The 12,695-nt window shown below is 59.2% G+C and carries 11 protein-coding genes and 1 tRNA gene; 4 read left to right on the top strand and 8 right to left on the bottom strand.

Annotated features, from left to right (window positions below; translation table 11 throughout):
* The first annotated feature begins 170 nt into the window (after positions 1-170).
* Positions 171-247 (top strand) — tRNA-Arg (locus tag CA606_RS03155).
* Here CA606_RS03155 and CA606_RS03160 read toward each other — a convergent pair.
* The 3 genes from CA606_RS03160 to CA606_RS03170 all read right to left on the bottom strand — a co-directional run bounded on the left by CA606_RS03160 (position 203) and on the right by CA606_RS03170 (position 2,713).
* Positions 203-1,888 carry a recombinase family protein gene (locus CA606_RS03160; protein WP_096053891.1) on the bottom strand — a complete coding sequence of 562 codons (1,686 nt, stop codon included), beginning with the start codon at positions 1,886-1,888 and terminating at the stop codon, positions 203-205. The genes CA606_RS03155 and CA606_RS03160 overlap by 45 nt on opposite strands.
* A gap of 18 nt (positions 1,889-1,906) precedes the next feature.
* Complete coding sequence (locus tag CA606_RS03165) at positions 1,907-2,122, bottom strand: hypothetical protein (RefSeq protein WP_096052425.1); 216 nt, start codon at positions 2,120-2,122, stop codon at positions 1,907-1,909.
* Positions 2,123-2,215: 93 nt separating this feature from the next.
* Positions 2,216-2,713 (bottom strand): hypothetical protein, encoded by a 498-nt coding sequence (locus CA606_RS03170; protein ID WP_181242753.1) that lies wholly within the window; start codon positions 2,711-2,713, stop codon positions 2,216-2,218.
* Between the two features lie 138 nt (positions 2,714-2,851).
* Here CA606_RS03170 and CA606_RS03175 point away from each other — a divergent pair, with 138 nt between their 5' ends.
* Positions 2,852-3,082 (top strand): helix-turn-helix domain-containing protein, encoded by a 231-nt coding sequence (locus CA606_RS03175; RefSeq protein ID WP_096052423.1) that lies wholly within the window; start codon positions 2,852-2,854, stop codon positions 3,080-3,082.
* Here CA606_RS03175 and CA606_RS03180 read toward each other — a convergent pair.
* The 5 genes from CA606_RS03180 to CA606_RS03200 form a co-directional block, all read right to left on the bottom strand.
* A complete protein-coding gene (locus CA606_RS03180) occupies positions 3,079-3,525 on the bottom strand; it encodes a MucR family transcriptional regulator (RefSeq protein WP_096052422.1) in 447 nt (148 codons plus the stop codon). The genes CA606_RS03175 and CA606_RS03180 overlap by 4 nt on opposite strands.
* A gap of 436 nt (positions 3,526-3,961) precedes the next feature.
* Complete coding sequence (locus CA606_RS03185) at positions 3,962-6,016, bottom strand: TonB-dependent receptor (RefSeq protein ID WP_181242754.1); 2,055 nt, start codon at positions 6,014-6,016, stop codon at positions 3,962-3,964.
* Positions 6,017-6,050: 34 nt separating this feature from the next.
* Positions 6,051-8,216 (bottom strand): peptidase domain-containing ABC transporter, encoded by a 2,166-nt coding sequence (locus CA606_RS03190; RefSeq protein WP_096052420.1) that lies wholly within the window; start codon positions 8,214-8,216, stop codon positions 6,051-6,053.
* A 625-nt stretch (positions 8,217-8,841) separates the two neighbouring features.
* Positions 8,842-9,837: an ATP-grasp domain-containing protein gene (locus tag CA606_RS03195; RefSeq protein WP_181242755.1), complete on the bottom strand. Its 996-nt coding sequence runs from the start codon at positions 9,835-9,837 to the stop codon at positions 8,842-8,844.
* 243 nt (positions 9,838-10,080) lie between these two features.
* Complete coding sequence (locus tag CA606_RS03200) at positions 10,081-10,380, bottom strand: hypothetical protein (RefSeq protein ID WP_096052418.1); 300 nt, start codon at positions 10,378-10,380, stop codon at positions 10,081-10,083.
* Positions 10,381-11,559: 1,179 nt separating this feature from the next.
* Here CA606_RS03200 and CA606_RS03205 point away from each other — a divergent pair.
* On the top strand, positions 11,560-12,111 hold the full coding sequence (locus CA606_RS03205; RefSeq protein ID WP_096052417.1) for a YfbU family protein: 552 nt from the start codon (positions 11,560-11,562) through the stop codon (positions 12,109-12,111).
* A 53-nt stretch (positions 12,112-12,164) separates the two neighbouring features.
* Positions 12,165-12,692 carry an NYN domain-containing protein gene (locus CA606_RS03210; RefSeq protein WP_096052416.1) on the top strand — a complete coding sequence of 176 codons (528 nt, stop codon included), beginning with the start codon at positions 12,165-12,167 and terminating at the stop codon, positions 12,690-12,692.
* The last annotated feature ends 3 nt before the right edge of the window (positions 12,693-12,695 follow it).

Consider the following 12,695-nt stretch of genomic DNA (forward strand, 5'->3'; position numbering starts at 1 on the left):
GTCCCGACAGGCCCCCAATCTCGCCAAAGGTGGCCGCTGACGCCAGGCCGGGCAAGGCTCGAGGCTTGAGTGAACGCCGGTGCGCGAAACTTTTCGAGAATATCCTTCAAACCGGGCTTGCGTCCCCGGAATGGCTGGGCTATCTCCCCCGCCTCGCCGCAAGGCAGTGCGCGCCCGTAGCTCAGCTGGATAGAGCATCAGACTACGAATCTGAGGGTCGGACGTTCGAATCGTTCCGGGCGCGCCATTTCGGTTTAAAACTGCGAACGCCGAGAGCCGCAGTTTCTTCGCCTGCCGAAGCGGCTAAGGTTTTCAGCAAGTCAGTCCTGTTTCCCATGATGCGGATCTCGTTCTTCGAGATCACCTCCACGCGCTGAGCCACCGCGCGCACGTGCTCGCGACGGTACTTCCCGTCTTCGCCGCGTAGTCGTTCCTTCGTCGCTTCGGCGAACCGGCTGAGAATTTCCGGCGTCAGCATCGGGCCTAGCTTTTCAATCGCGGCCTCGGCGCGGTCGGCATCCGCGCGTGACTCGTCACGGATCACAGCAAGCTCCCGCATCCGGTCCTTGAGGTCCTGGTCATCCGTCGAGGCCAGGCCGTCCTCAACCGCTTCGTAGAGCCGCTTGAGTTTGGTCGCCGCCGCTGTCGCCCTCTGCCTCAGCTCGGCGACGTGGGACCGTCTGCGGTCGATCCATTCGCTGCGCTTGTCGATGACGTTGCCCAGTAGGATTTCCAAGCGCTCGGGATGCAGCAGCCGGCGCTCCAGATGCTCGACCACGGCGGCGTCCAGCTTCTCCTCACGAACGGTGATGCCCTCGCACCCGGCCTTGCCCTGCCGGGCCTTCGTCGAGCAGGTGTAGTAGCGGTATTGAAGACCGGTCGAACTCTGCCCCGTGCGCAGGGTCATGGCCCCGCCGCACTTGCCACAAAAGCAGATGCCGCCCAGCAGCACCCGGCTGCTGACGTGATTGGGATGGGTCTGCTTCCAGTGGCGAAGATGGAGGGAGTCCTGCACGGCCTGGAACTCCTCGCGCGTGACGATTGCCGGCACCTCGCAAATCGCGTGCTCGGCCTCGGGCTTGCGCTTCTTGGTCTTGTGGTCCGTCCGGTTGAAGTGGTGCTCGCCCATGTAGGAGGGCCGGTGCAGGATCTGGTGGATCGCATCGAGACCGAACTTGCCGCCGTCGCGGGTGCGGATGTTCCTGTCGTTCAGGTGGGCAGCGATGGACTTGAAGCCCATCGGTCCCGATCCGTCGGCGCCGTACAGCGCCAGGCGGTAGATGAGCCTGATCTTCTCGGCGTTGACCGGATCGATCTCCAGCTTCTTCTTCAGCTTCGCGCCGCGCTGCTCGGCGACATAGACGCGGTACCCCAGCGGCGGGCGTGAGCCGTTCCAGAACCCCTGGCGGGCGTTCTCCATCATGGCCCGCAGGGTGTGCTTGGCGTTCTCTTGGGACTGGTACTCGTCGAATAGCGCCATGATCTTGCGCATCATGAGGCTCATGGGGTCTTCGCCCAACTCCTGGGTGATTGAGACTAGGCGCACGCCGTTCTTGGCCAGCTTGCGAACGTAGAACTCGAACTGGAACTGGTTGCGGAAGAACCGTGAGAACGAGTGGACCATGATGACGTCGAACGGCGCAGGCTTGGATAGGGCCGCTTCGATCATGGTCTGGAACGACGGACGCTTGTCGTCCTTGGCGGACGTGCCGGGCTCGACAAACGCTTCGCCCAGCGTCCAGCCCTTCCCGGCGCAATAGGCCTCCATCTGCCGCCGCTGGTCGGGAATCGAAAGGTCGCTCTCGGCTTGGCGGCCGGTCGAGACGCGCAAGTAGAGCGCCACCCTCGACGCCATTGAGGTGGGTTCAGGCTCGATCAGTCGGCCCATGGAAAGACTCCAGAACTGTCAGGGTATGGGGCCGAACAGCTCGTCGAGCACGTCGGCGAAGAAGGCCTCGATGATCCGCGCTTCTTGGTCGGTGACCGGCACGAAGTCGGGCCAATCGTCGGTGACGCGGATCGGGACGTCCTCAGCCACCGGCCGAACACGAACTGCCGGCGCTGGAAGGAGGTAGTCGTAGAGGTCGAGAGGCGGGGAAGCCGCCTTGGTGCGACGGGCCATTCCGCAACGGTGTCGGTCTGGTCGTCGAGATCAACGGCGCTCAACGCCGCTTCGTGGTGTCGGCGGTAAAGACTAGGAAACGGCGGTCGTCCGTTACGAGCGGTCAGGAGCGGGCGCAAAGGGCGCTCCACAGCTCGGGCACTTCAGGGTCGCCAGGGTCTCAATGGCTTCGGTGAGGAGGGCGTGGACGTCGCCGCCGTCTTGCTGGCTGATGCGCGCCGCTACGACGAGTTTGCCGAACGCGCCGTGGGCTTCTGTCGCCTTGGTGCGGCGTAGGGCTTTCAAGCCTTTTGCACGGTCCTTGAAGAGCTGTTCGAGGCGCGCGTCGATGTCGGCCATTTCCGCCGCCATCGGTAGCGCGCGGCGCTTCGCCGTAGAGAGCTTGAACCAGTCGAACTCGCGGGCCGCCTGTAGCTCCAGAGACGACCAGCGAAGGCTTAGTTGGTCGATCTCCAGGTCCAGCGCCAACCACTCCGCACAGAGCGCTGAAACCCCTTCGCCGGCGCGGGGCGTCGTCGCGGCGGAAAGGGAGGCGGCGACACCAATAGCAGCCCGTCGAGACGGTAGGGTTGGAACTCGATCTTTGGCCATGAGGGCGCTCCCGGCGCATGCGCTCGGTCCGACCTGCGTGCAGATCGGTGGCGTTTTGGAGGATTCTGCTTAGACTTCAGCGAATTTCTCGCAGTCAGTCAACAGAATTTTGTAAGAAGTCGGAGAATTTCTCTAAAAATGATCTCGCCAGCTCAAATCCGGATGGCTCGCGCGGCCCTGGGGATCAGTGTTCGAGAGCTGGCTGAACGTTCGCAGGTGGCCGATTCAACCATTCATAGGTTCGAGTCGAACAAGGGTGGGATGCAGACAGGCACTCTCGATCGCATCCAAGCTGCGCTGGAAAACGACGGAATCGTGTTTTTGGCCGCCGACGCCACCGGTGGCCCTGGTGTTCGCCTGAAGGCTTAGGCCTTCTTGCCCCGCCCCTTCGCCGCAGCCTTGCCCTTACGACCGCCTTGGCCGAGGCCCAGCGCCTTAGCCATCGCGCTCCGCGCCTCACTGTAGGAGGGCGCCGTTGTCGGGTAGTCCGCCGGCAGACCGAACTTGGCCCTGTAGTCGACCACGGTCAGGCCGTGGGTGCTGAGATGGCGCTTCAGCGTCTTGTAAGATTTGCCGTCAATGAAGCTGATCAGCGCGTCGTGCGTGATGCTCTTGCGAATCTGCGCGGCGGTCAGCTTCACGGGCCCCTCGGCCGGTGCCGAAGCCGCAACGGGCGCACCCGCGCCTTCCAGGGCCGCGAAGACGCTGCTGACCAGCGCCGGCAGGTCGGCGATGGCCAGGCGGTTGTTGCCGACGTAAGCGGCGACCACGCCTGTGGTCAGCTTGATCAGAGCGTCTTTGTCGTCCGCCATGGGTCCCTCCGAGGATGCTGAGGGAAGGTTCGCACTGAATCGACGGTGGGGACAACCAGACCGGCGGGGAGGCCGGACCTGAAAGGTCGGTGCTCGCCCTGAAGCGCTTGCCGAGCCTCTGCCGGGCGGGATGCTGAGGGTCAAGGGCGGCTTCGCCGTCGCTCCGCGATGCTCGCCGCAGGCGCGCACCCTTGACGCTCAGCATCCCACCCGGCCCTCGTTCCACCAAGCGCTTCAGGGCGCAGTCTGGGCAGCTAGTCATGGCCTTCTAGGCTGGTCCCTAAGTTCGCGCAGCCGACGTCAAAGGGTGGAAGCTGCCCCTTGTGGCAGCGATCTCGCCGACACTTTCGGGTCTGAAGCCGGAACCGGTACTAGCCCGGCTAGAGGCGTCAGGGCGGGGGGGGGCGGTCGTCGTCGCCGGATCGGCGAAGGCGGTTCAGCGTCGCTGGCCAAACTTGTAGACAATCGCCATCTTCACAGCGCGTGTGTTGGGTTCGGTTGAGGCGCGGATCACCGCTCCGTTGTTGAAAGTGACCACCCTGAAACGGTTTGCGTTGAAGAGATCGACGATGCCCGCCGATAAGACGACGCTCGGTGTCAGGTTGTGGCTATAATTTAGATCGACTTGGGAGTAAGCGGCTTGGTGTCCTTGAATGGTTTGCGACCGGCCGGTTCCCGTGATGAACGCTTGGTACCTGTCGCCATTTTTGAACTTCTTCTCGATGGTGGCGTTGCCCGAGAAAGTCAACCTACCGGTGCTGGAAGGATGGGCGTTCGATAGTAAGATCAGTTCTTGATAGAAGATGTTGAGGCTGGCGCTGTATCCAAAGCCGAAAAACGAGCCCCCTCTAGAGGTGAACTCTACCCCACCTGAACGGGTTCTATCGTAGTTAATCGGCGTCGTTAACAATGTGCCGTCGTTTCGAGCCGTGGTGAAATCTTGCCAAGGATCATGGCTCACCCGGAGGTAGATCGAGGCCCCCATGAGAGCGCCCGCCGCCGATGTTTCATAGCTGATCTCGAAAGAGTCGCTGGTCGTCGGCTTGAGTTCAGCATTCCCGTAGCGGAACCTCCCGACGCTCACGAGAGTGCGACGCTCATCATAAAGACTCAGGCTGGGCCTCGAGATGCGCCGACTATAACTCGCCTTAAGCTTTCCGCCGCCCAGCGGCCGGCTTGTGTGTAACGATGGGAAGAGGCGTGTGGCGCCTTTGGCGTGAGACGCAAGCGGAGACGCCACGGCCAAGTCTTCGAACTCGATGCGCATCCCCGGCATGATTAAAAGCCCTGCGAGTGGGAACTGATAGGTTGCGTATCCGGACACTCGCGAACGCCGGCCATCGAACACGCCGGTATCGTCGGTTCCCCCTATCGCCTGGCCGCTATACGCGCGCGCGATCGAGCTCTTGGTACGGTTCGCGGCTCCACCGAAACTTAAGATCGATGGACCCGCGAGATTAGCCACCATCGCGATCTTCGCCTCGTCATCTGATCCAGAGGTGCGCAACGTGGTCGTATAGTCCGTCGTGGCTAGGCTCGCGCCCGCTGGGCGATCGACGAAGTGAACTTGATTTCTCTGACGCGTCACGCCGTGATCGATAGAGGCTTCTAACGACCCATGATCGTCCGGCCATTTTTCCGAATAGGTGCCGTTTAGGTTGGTTTGGCGCGTGTCGGAACGAAGTGTTTTGGTTTCCACTAGCCGGTCGTTGGTTCCATTGGCCCAAACATCAAAGGTTGAGAGCGTAACGCCGTCGATGGTGCCTTCGAGATTCTGGACTTCGAGGGTAAGGTCGCCCCGTCCAAGCGCGGCGCGCGTCACGCTGAGATTGACGAGCGAGCTATCCAACGCGGTGACACCACGATCCTGACGTTGGGTGATTGGGTTTCCGTTCACCGCGGATGTCTGGAGCGCATCGCCGTCCGACTTGCTCTCGTTGCGATTGAGTGAGAGCCGCGAGGCGACGGCCCACCCATTCCGTTTGAGGTCGGCCGAACTCGAGAGGTTGATATCTCCAAGCGAGTTAATCCGCGCCGTCAGGGTACCAGTTAGCGTGTCGACTGTCGGCTTTCGCGTGATGATATTGATAACACCCGCAGTCCCCTCCGGCGCGAACTGCGCGGAAGGGTTGGTCATGATTTCGACCTTCGTGATGCTGCTGCTGGGCAGGGCTTGGAGGGCGGAGGTACCGTTGGCAGGTACTTTCCCATCAATCATCACGACGACGCCGGGATCGCCGCGCAACGCCACCCTACCTGCCGGAGATACAGTAACGGAAGGTAGACGACTCAGGACATCCGTCGCACCCATCCCCGCCACCGCTGGATCCGTGCGGACATCGTAGGTCCGTCGATCGATTTTGTCGCGACCATCTTGCGGGCGCGCTGTGATAATGATCGCCTCGACTTTTCCATCGGCGGCACCCGGACGGGCTGGGAGCGATGCGACCTGGGCCGCCGGCAGCGCAGGAAGGGTAAAAAGCCAAAGCATGAACCAGTGCAACTCCGGGAACAAAAATGATTGGCTAGGCGATTGAGGATGCGGGGACATTTGCCGGGCGCACTTCCGGCTTGGTGTTCGCATGAGCGCGCCAGAGATGTGTGACGTCCGAAAGGACGCCTCCCCGAAGTTCAAGCACTCGACTCGCGCGAAGCACGAGCGCAGGTCGGTGAGCGACGACGATCCTCGTAATGGGAAGATCAGCTACCAAGGTTGCAACCGCTTCCTCACTCGCTTCATCGAGATTGGCTGTACCCTCGTCAAGAAGTAGAATGCGCGGCTGCCGGTATAGCGCGCGGGCGAGCAACAATCGCTGCTTCTGGCCGCCCGAAAGGCTGGAGCCCATATCGCCAACGAGCGTCCTGTATTGCATTGGCTTAAGCTGAATATCGTCGTGGACTTTCGCGGCGCGGGCTGCGGCGATCACGCGCTCCATGTCGAGATCCTGAGCGAAGAAGGCGATATTTTCCGCCAGCGTGCCGGACATTAAGCGGTCGTCTTGCAGAACGACGCCGACATGCGCGCGCCAATCGCGCCACACGGAGGGAGTCGCCGATCGCTCGCCCAGCATGATTTCTCCCGTCGTTGGCGGTTGCAACCCGAGTAGCAGCTTCAGGAGGGTGGTCTTGCCCTGGCCGGAGGGTCCCGTGATGGCGACGAACTCTCCGGGGGTGATCGAAAGGTCAAGGTCTCGAAACACCCATTTGTCCGAAGATCCGTAGCGAAACGACACCGATCTGGCGGTAATTCCGCCGTGGATCACGGTCGGGTCGCGAGGAGCCGCGAACGGCTCGGCTGGGTGAGCGATGATGTCGGCGAGGCGCTCGATGTACATGCGCAATAGCCGAAATTGACCAACAACTCTTAGGAGGGTCGCCGAGCGATCAACGAAAGTCTGCTTGAGGGCAAGGAATGCGATGAACATGCCCAACGTAAACCCTTGACCACTCATCACTTGCAAAGCACCCAGGTAGAGAATGAGGACACCCTGCAAGCCGGTCGTGATCGATTGGAGCGACGACAAGGCGGTTTCCTGCCGCGCCACCGACGCGGCGCTGTTGAAGGCTTGGACAAACAGCTTGCGCCAATGCGCTTCGCGTTCGAGTTCCGCCCCCATGATCTTGATCGTGGTCGCGGCGCGAACCGTTTCCATCAGACAGGTCTGCTCCCGCGATGCTTCCAAAAGCTGCGTCTCCATCGCCATCCTGATCCGGGGAAATAGCAGGAGGTTCAGGCTCGCTGAGAGCACTACAGACAATACAACCAGCGCCGTCAGCTTCGGCGAATAGCCAATCAGCGCAACGAGGGCGAAGATCGACATTAGACCATCCAAGAGAGCCGACAGCGCACCTTGCGCTAGCGTATCTTTGATGGCCCGAACGCCGGCCACACGCGACAGGATGTCGCCAACATGGCGCTTCTCGAAGAAATCAGACGGCAATCGCATCAGATGTCGGACAACGTTACCGATCGTCTGAAACGTGAACTGGCTGCCGAATAGATACAGTACCCAACTGCGGACGGCCTCCAAACTGACCTGCAGAACAACGAGCGTCGCGAAACCCGCGGCAAGGATGAAAAGCAGGCCCTGATCGCGTTGTTCGATGGCGTGATCGATAACGAGCTGGAGTTGGAACGGCGCGGCGAACGCCATTACTTGCAAAACTAGGGACAACAGGACGATCTGTGCGGAGGCCATGTAGCGACCGCGCATGGCGCTCCAAAGGTCTGCTAGCCGCACCGGTGCCCGCGCGCTGAACGGGACGAATTCGGTCCCGCGCTCCAACTCGAGCACCACGCCGGAAAAGTGCGCGGATAAGGTGTCGAATGAGATCGTTCTAACGCCGCGCGCCGGATCGTGGATGACCGCCCGCCCTCGTGACACGGACTTTAGCACCACGAAGTGGTCGAGATTCCAGTGCAGGATGGCCGGCGTCTTGACGCGATGTAGGGCCAAGAGGTCGACCTTGAGCGCGCGACTGGTCAGCGACATCTCTTCGGCGATCTGCTTGAGATGTCGTAGACTCGCCCCAGACATCGAAATGGAAAAACGTTGGCGCAGCCCATTCAGGTCGATGTCGTGACCATGATACGCACCGATCATCGCAAGGCAGGCCAAGCCGCATTCGGCGCCTTCAACCGATTGAAAAAGCGGCAAGCGACCACGTCTTTGCCCCATTGCTCGGAACATCAGCCAACTCCGAGCAAAATTGGGCGGCCAAGAATGATACTTACCAAGTTCGCTCGTCCGACTGGTAGGCTCGCCACGACGCGTGCTCCCGGCACCGCCCCCGCAGCGCCGGATAGGCCGCTTGCGACGGGCTCGAGCGCCAGTTCGATCCGATGGGCGCGTGCCTCTGCGCTGTTGGGGGCGGGGGGCGCATCTGGAAGCTGTTCGAAGCTTCGCGAGACGGATCTCACCACAGCGGGGCGAGCGCGCTCTCGCTGCCCCACATAGGCGACGGTCGCGGGCAGGCCAGGCATGACAAGACGGGTGATTGAAGCAGGCGCGTAGACAACCGCCACTGCCTCGGTGGCACCGAGCGCTCCATGATCAGCCTTGCCAATGATCTGACCTTCAGCGGCGTAGGTTTTGTTGAATGGCACGCATAAGGCGATGGACATTAGCAATGCTGAGCCCAAACAAAGCCCAAGCACGAGCACTCCCCATGCGGTGGGAATGCCCACAGGCGTCTCGCCATCCATTTGGGTCGTGGCCCGCGCGAGGACCTCTGGCCGAAATAGATCTTTGTCATGTGAAGGCCCCTCGTTGTCATGTGAAGGGCCCTCGTCGCATAACGCAAAGCCATCGTGACTCATTGCGCGGCGATCAGTCGGCTAGGTTGATCCGCCTGTGCAAACTCTGCCAGTACTTCTTCCGCGAAGGCATCGCTGATTACGCCACCATTACTTTCGTCGATATAGCCCCAAACCCCCGCGGGATTGACTTCTAAAAAGTAGAATTCACCATCAATTCCTTCTATTAGGTCGTAGGACGCGGAGAATAGGCGCGTTTTCTCATGAAGAATGGCGATCTTTCCCGCAATATCTATGGGCAGATCCGTCAAGACGTATTTCACCATAAAGCCGCCGCGGCGATAGTCCGTGGCCAGCAAGGGATGTGCGTGCGGGTCGATCCGGAAAGCAAAAATGCGGTCCCTCACTAAAACCACACGATATTCGAAGCGCTTTTCGATGTTCTTCTGCACCAGGACTGGAAAAGGTTGCTTCTCGTCCGCCGACGCGAGGATGTCATGATCCAGCGGAGCCGTCATGAGAATGCGTTGGGCTTTATCTTCACCGACTACCGGAATTGTCGGATCTCCGAGGGCTTTCGTAATTAGACTGCCGAATTTCTCGCCGAAATTTACAATATTCGCCGTATCGTTGCTTACAATAGTTTGCGGTATTTTTAATCCACTCTCGCAGGCGAGGATCAATTGTTTCATCTTCGGCAGAATATCTTGAACTGCCGCCGGTTCATTGAGCTTTTTGCCAGGCAGGATGCTGATGAGATTGTCGTTGAAAGCTCGCCAGTTCCTTTGCGTGATTAGCCTGCTGGCCCACTCCTCGGTGGCACCAAATTGCTGAGCGAGATACTTCGGATCGAATACGACGACCGTCGGGCTTTCCAAGTGAACGCCATTCAAGAATATACTAAAATGATCATCGCCATCTTCAAGGATGGCCGATACCGAACTATTCTCGAAAAAATCAATAAATTTCACAGATTCTGTTATTGCACTTATTTTATCAAATACTGTAGAAAGCTGCGAATATTGTTTTGAGCCGACAAACAGAATCACAGACAAGATCCTTATTCAAATTTTCCAATCGGACATTTTCCAATGTCGAGCCTTGCTTTCGCGTTCATTACGCACTTGCATATTGAGCATCGCGTAATTGACGCGATGCCTATGATCTCAGTAATTCGTGCGTGCTCGCAAATTGCGCATATAGTCATGCGAGCGCTGTATCTTTCTTCGGCGGTAAGCATTTTTCTATCCGGCATGAAAGACCTCTTCGGGCGTGGCCCGAAGAGATCCCCTAAACTGCTAGCAGGGAACACAGTCGACGGTAGAGGTCGTGACGTCGCCGTCTTTGACGGTCGTAACCTTTGCGCACGCGTCGCAACGCGTTTCCATGTCATCCCCACCACTTACAAGATCAAGCAGTCCGTCTTCGATCTCAAAGAACTCGCGGACTTTTGCATTTTGCCGGCCATTAGCCAGCATCAGGATCGAATTCATGACATAATACTCGCTGTTAGCCGACGCAGTCGATGTGAGTTTCATTAGTGCCAAGGCGGGTGGAAACTCGGTATTCACCGCTGGGGCAGTGAACAGCGCCGTCATCGCCGCCCGAAACCAAGTCTAGGAGGCGATCGTCCAACGCGAAGAAATCTTCGCAGTGGGCGCCGTGACTAGCGCTCGCCTTAAGCAAAATCGAATTCAACACTTTGTCTCTCCCAATCGCGGAGCGAGAAGTCATCCGCGCGATAACCCTAAGGATGTGCAGCCAAGCTTGCAAGCTAGGATTTATGTTAGAAATTTAACACGACTCAGTTGTGTAGAAACGTAGAGTTTACAGCCGCTTAGGTTGCAACATTGCGGGTGTCGCCAGTCGCACCCCGTCGACACAGCCTGGGGCACGCGTTGCCCGACCAACCGACGATGCGCTATGCCAAAGAAAACTGCATGGGGCGCCTGCAAGGCCGACCAGGCCGCGTTGAACGTTCGTAAGGCCGAACATCATGCGGCCATAAAGCGCTTCCATCCGACTTTGACGCGCGGGGGAGGGGGCTCCGGGACGACCAGCGCCAGCAAGGCCTAAGGGACCAATAGCCCTCGCAGCTGTGGACAGCCGCTGGAGACGCGGCGATGATTGATGTCCGTGTCGGGTCATGAGCGGACGTCGCAGCAGGCAACTCTGCCAGACGCCTGTTTGCGGGCCCTGGCCGTGAACGCTTTCGATCTAATTGGAAGTTCAGCCCTCGCTAACTCAGCGAAACTGGGAGCCATAGTCGAATGGCGTCTCGCAGTCCGGCCAAACGGCCGCTCCGCCCGCCGCGATTAGCGATTTCGAAGCGCCTGGCATGTCGGAATGCCCACAATAGTTCGATGGCAAGATAGAAGGACCGGGACCAATCGGTCCTAGGTCTATGGTGGGGTTGAAGATTTTCCGGGACCCGTCGGGCGCGCCAGGTCCCGGATTTCCGAACTTATCGAGCGACTTCAACGGGATGGCCGGGACCTTCCGCGCGCCGGTCCTCGCGGGTCCCGGTCAACTCTTTGATTGCATGGAAGAACCGCGAAAATCCGGGACCAGGGCCAGGATGCAGGTCCCGGAATTTGCCTAGCACCATCAAGGATATCAGGACCAAAGGTCCCGGTCCTTTTATCTTGCCGTCGATCAAAACCCGCGCTGTGCACCTGAACCTGAACAGAGACCTTTCGGTTTCCGGGTGCAAAGCTTGATCTTGCAACCTCGCGCTGCAGGCCGCACCATTGCCCGAAAGGGAGACTTCAAGTCAGATGAAAGCGCTCGACAAGATCAATACGCTCCTGCTCTGCGATATCGCCGAGCACCTCGGGATTGAGGGGGATGTGAACGTCGGCTTCGTCCGCGCAGCCATTCAGAACGGACACACCTGGGCGATCGAACAGCGCTATGGGTCCGACAGGTCTGAAAGCGATGAGGAGCGCAAACCCGTCGTGCAAAAGGTGCACGACGTGATGCATCTCTGGACCGTCCTCGAAGACGCTTATGAGCAGCTGAACGCCGCCGAAAAGGCGGAGCTCGAAGTTCGTGTACCGCACGTCAGCAAGGACGTTCGGTGGGGCGGTTTCGACGGCAACAATGAGAGCGAATACATGTCAGTCCTGGCCTTTATGGTCGGATACATGGATTTTTACCCGAACTTCCGTGGGCGCGAACATCTCAACTCGCACATGCCGACGCTGGAGACCTTTGAACGAATGTGGGCTGCCTATCAGCCGATTCGGGACTCGATGCCGGAATACCCGCTCGAACTCGACGACCTCACAACGATCCTCAGCGCGCGCGTGCATCCAAGCCGTCGTTAGAACGAGCTAAGACAAGACGGTAGACGCAGGCCTGAAATTGGAAAGGGGGAGCTATGACCACCTACGTGTACGTTGATAATTCGAACATCTTCATCGAAGGGCGACGGTTGTCGGCGGTGAAGAAGGGCTTGGCTAAGAGTGTCTATGAGGCCATGGCTTCGGGGATCGTCGATCCCGCCTGGAACCTCGACTACGGAAAGCTCTACCAATTTCTGTGCGGTGGCGACGCTATCGCGCGACTGTGGGGGTCGCCGCCGCCTCATGACAGCTTCTGGAGCATGCTGGAGCGCAAGGGTTTTCAGACGACAGTCTATGACAAGAACTTCGCCAACCACGAGAAAAAGGTCGATGTGGCGATTGGCGCGCGCATGACCAAAGACGCCTACACGGTGATCGATAAGGCGAAAGATGAGTTGCTCCTCGTGTCCGGTGATAACGACTTCGTTCCAGTCGTCGCTGACCTCGTATCTGAAGGGTTCAAGGTCGAAGTCGCATTTTGGAGCCACGCTGGTCGAGAGATCGCTGATGTGGCGAGTCGCTTTATTCCGCTCGACGCTTACCACGATCATTTCAGCCGGTAGGAT

The organism is Caulobacter vibrioides (assembly GCF_002310375.3).
GTDB lineage: Bacteria > Pseudomonadota > Alphaproteobacteria > Caulobacterales > Caulobacteraceae > Caulobacter > Caulobacter vibrioides_D.

Excerpts from the sequence above, each read along its gene's own strand:
- CA606_RS03160 (WP_096053891.1), bottom strand. The coding sequence starts at position 1,888 with ATGGGCCGACTGATCGAGCCTGAACCCACCTCAATGGCGTCGAGGGTG.
- CA606_RS03165 (WP_096052425.1), bottom strand. The coding sequence starts at position 2,122 with ATGGCCCGTCGCACCAAGGCGGCTTCCCCGCCTCTCGACCTCTACGAC.
- CA606_RS03170 (WP_181242753.1), bottom strand. The coding sequence starts at position 2,713 with ATGGCCAAAGATCGAGTTCCAACCCTACCGTCTCGACGGGCTGCTATT.
- CA606_RS03175 (WP_096052423.1), top strand. The coding sequence starts at position 2,852 with ATGATCTCGCCAGCTCAAATCCGGATGGCTCGCGCGGCCCTGGGGATC.
- CA606_RS03180 (WP_096052422.1), bottom strand. The coding sequence starts at position 3,525 with ATGGCGGACGACAAAGACGCTCTGATCAAGCTGACCACAGGCGTGGTC.
- CA606_RS03185 (WP_181242754.1), bottom strand. The coding sequence starts at position 6,016 with ATGCTTTGGCTTTTTACCCTTCCTGCGCTGCCGGCGGCCCAGGTCGCA.
- CA606_RS03190 (WP_096052420.1), bottom strand. The coding sequence starts at position 8,216 with ATGTTCCGAGCAATGGGGCAAAGACGTGGTCGCTTGCCGCTTTTTCAA.
- CA606_RS03200 (WP_096052418.1), bottom strand. The coding sequence starts at position 10,380 with ATGACGGCGCTGTTCACTGCCCCAGCGGTGAATACCGAGTTTCCACCC.
- CA606_RS03205 (WP_096052417.1), top strand. The coding sequence starts at position 11,560 with ATGAAAGCGCTCGACAAGATCAATACGCTCCTGCTCTGCGATATCGCC.
- CA606_RS03210 (WP_096052416.1), top strand. The coding sequence starts at position 12,165 with ATGACCACCTACGTGTACGTTGATAATTCGAACATCTTCATCGAAGGG.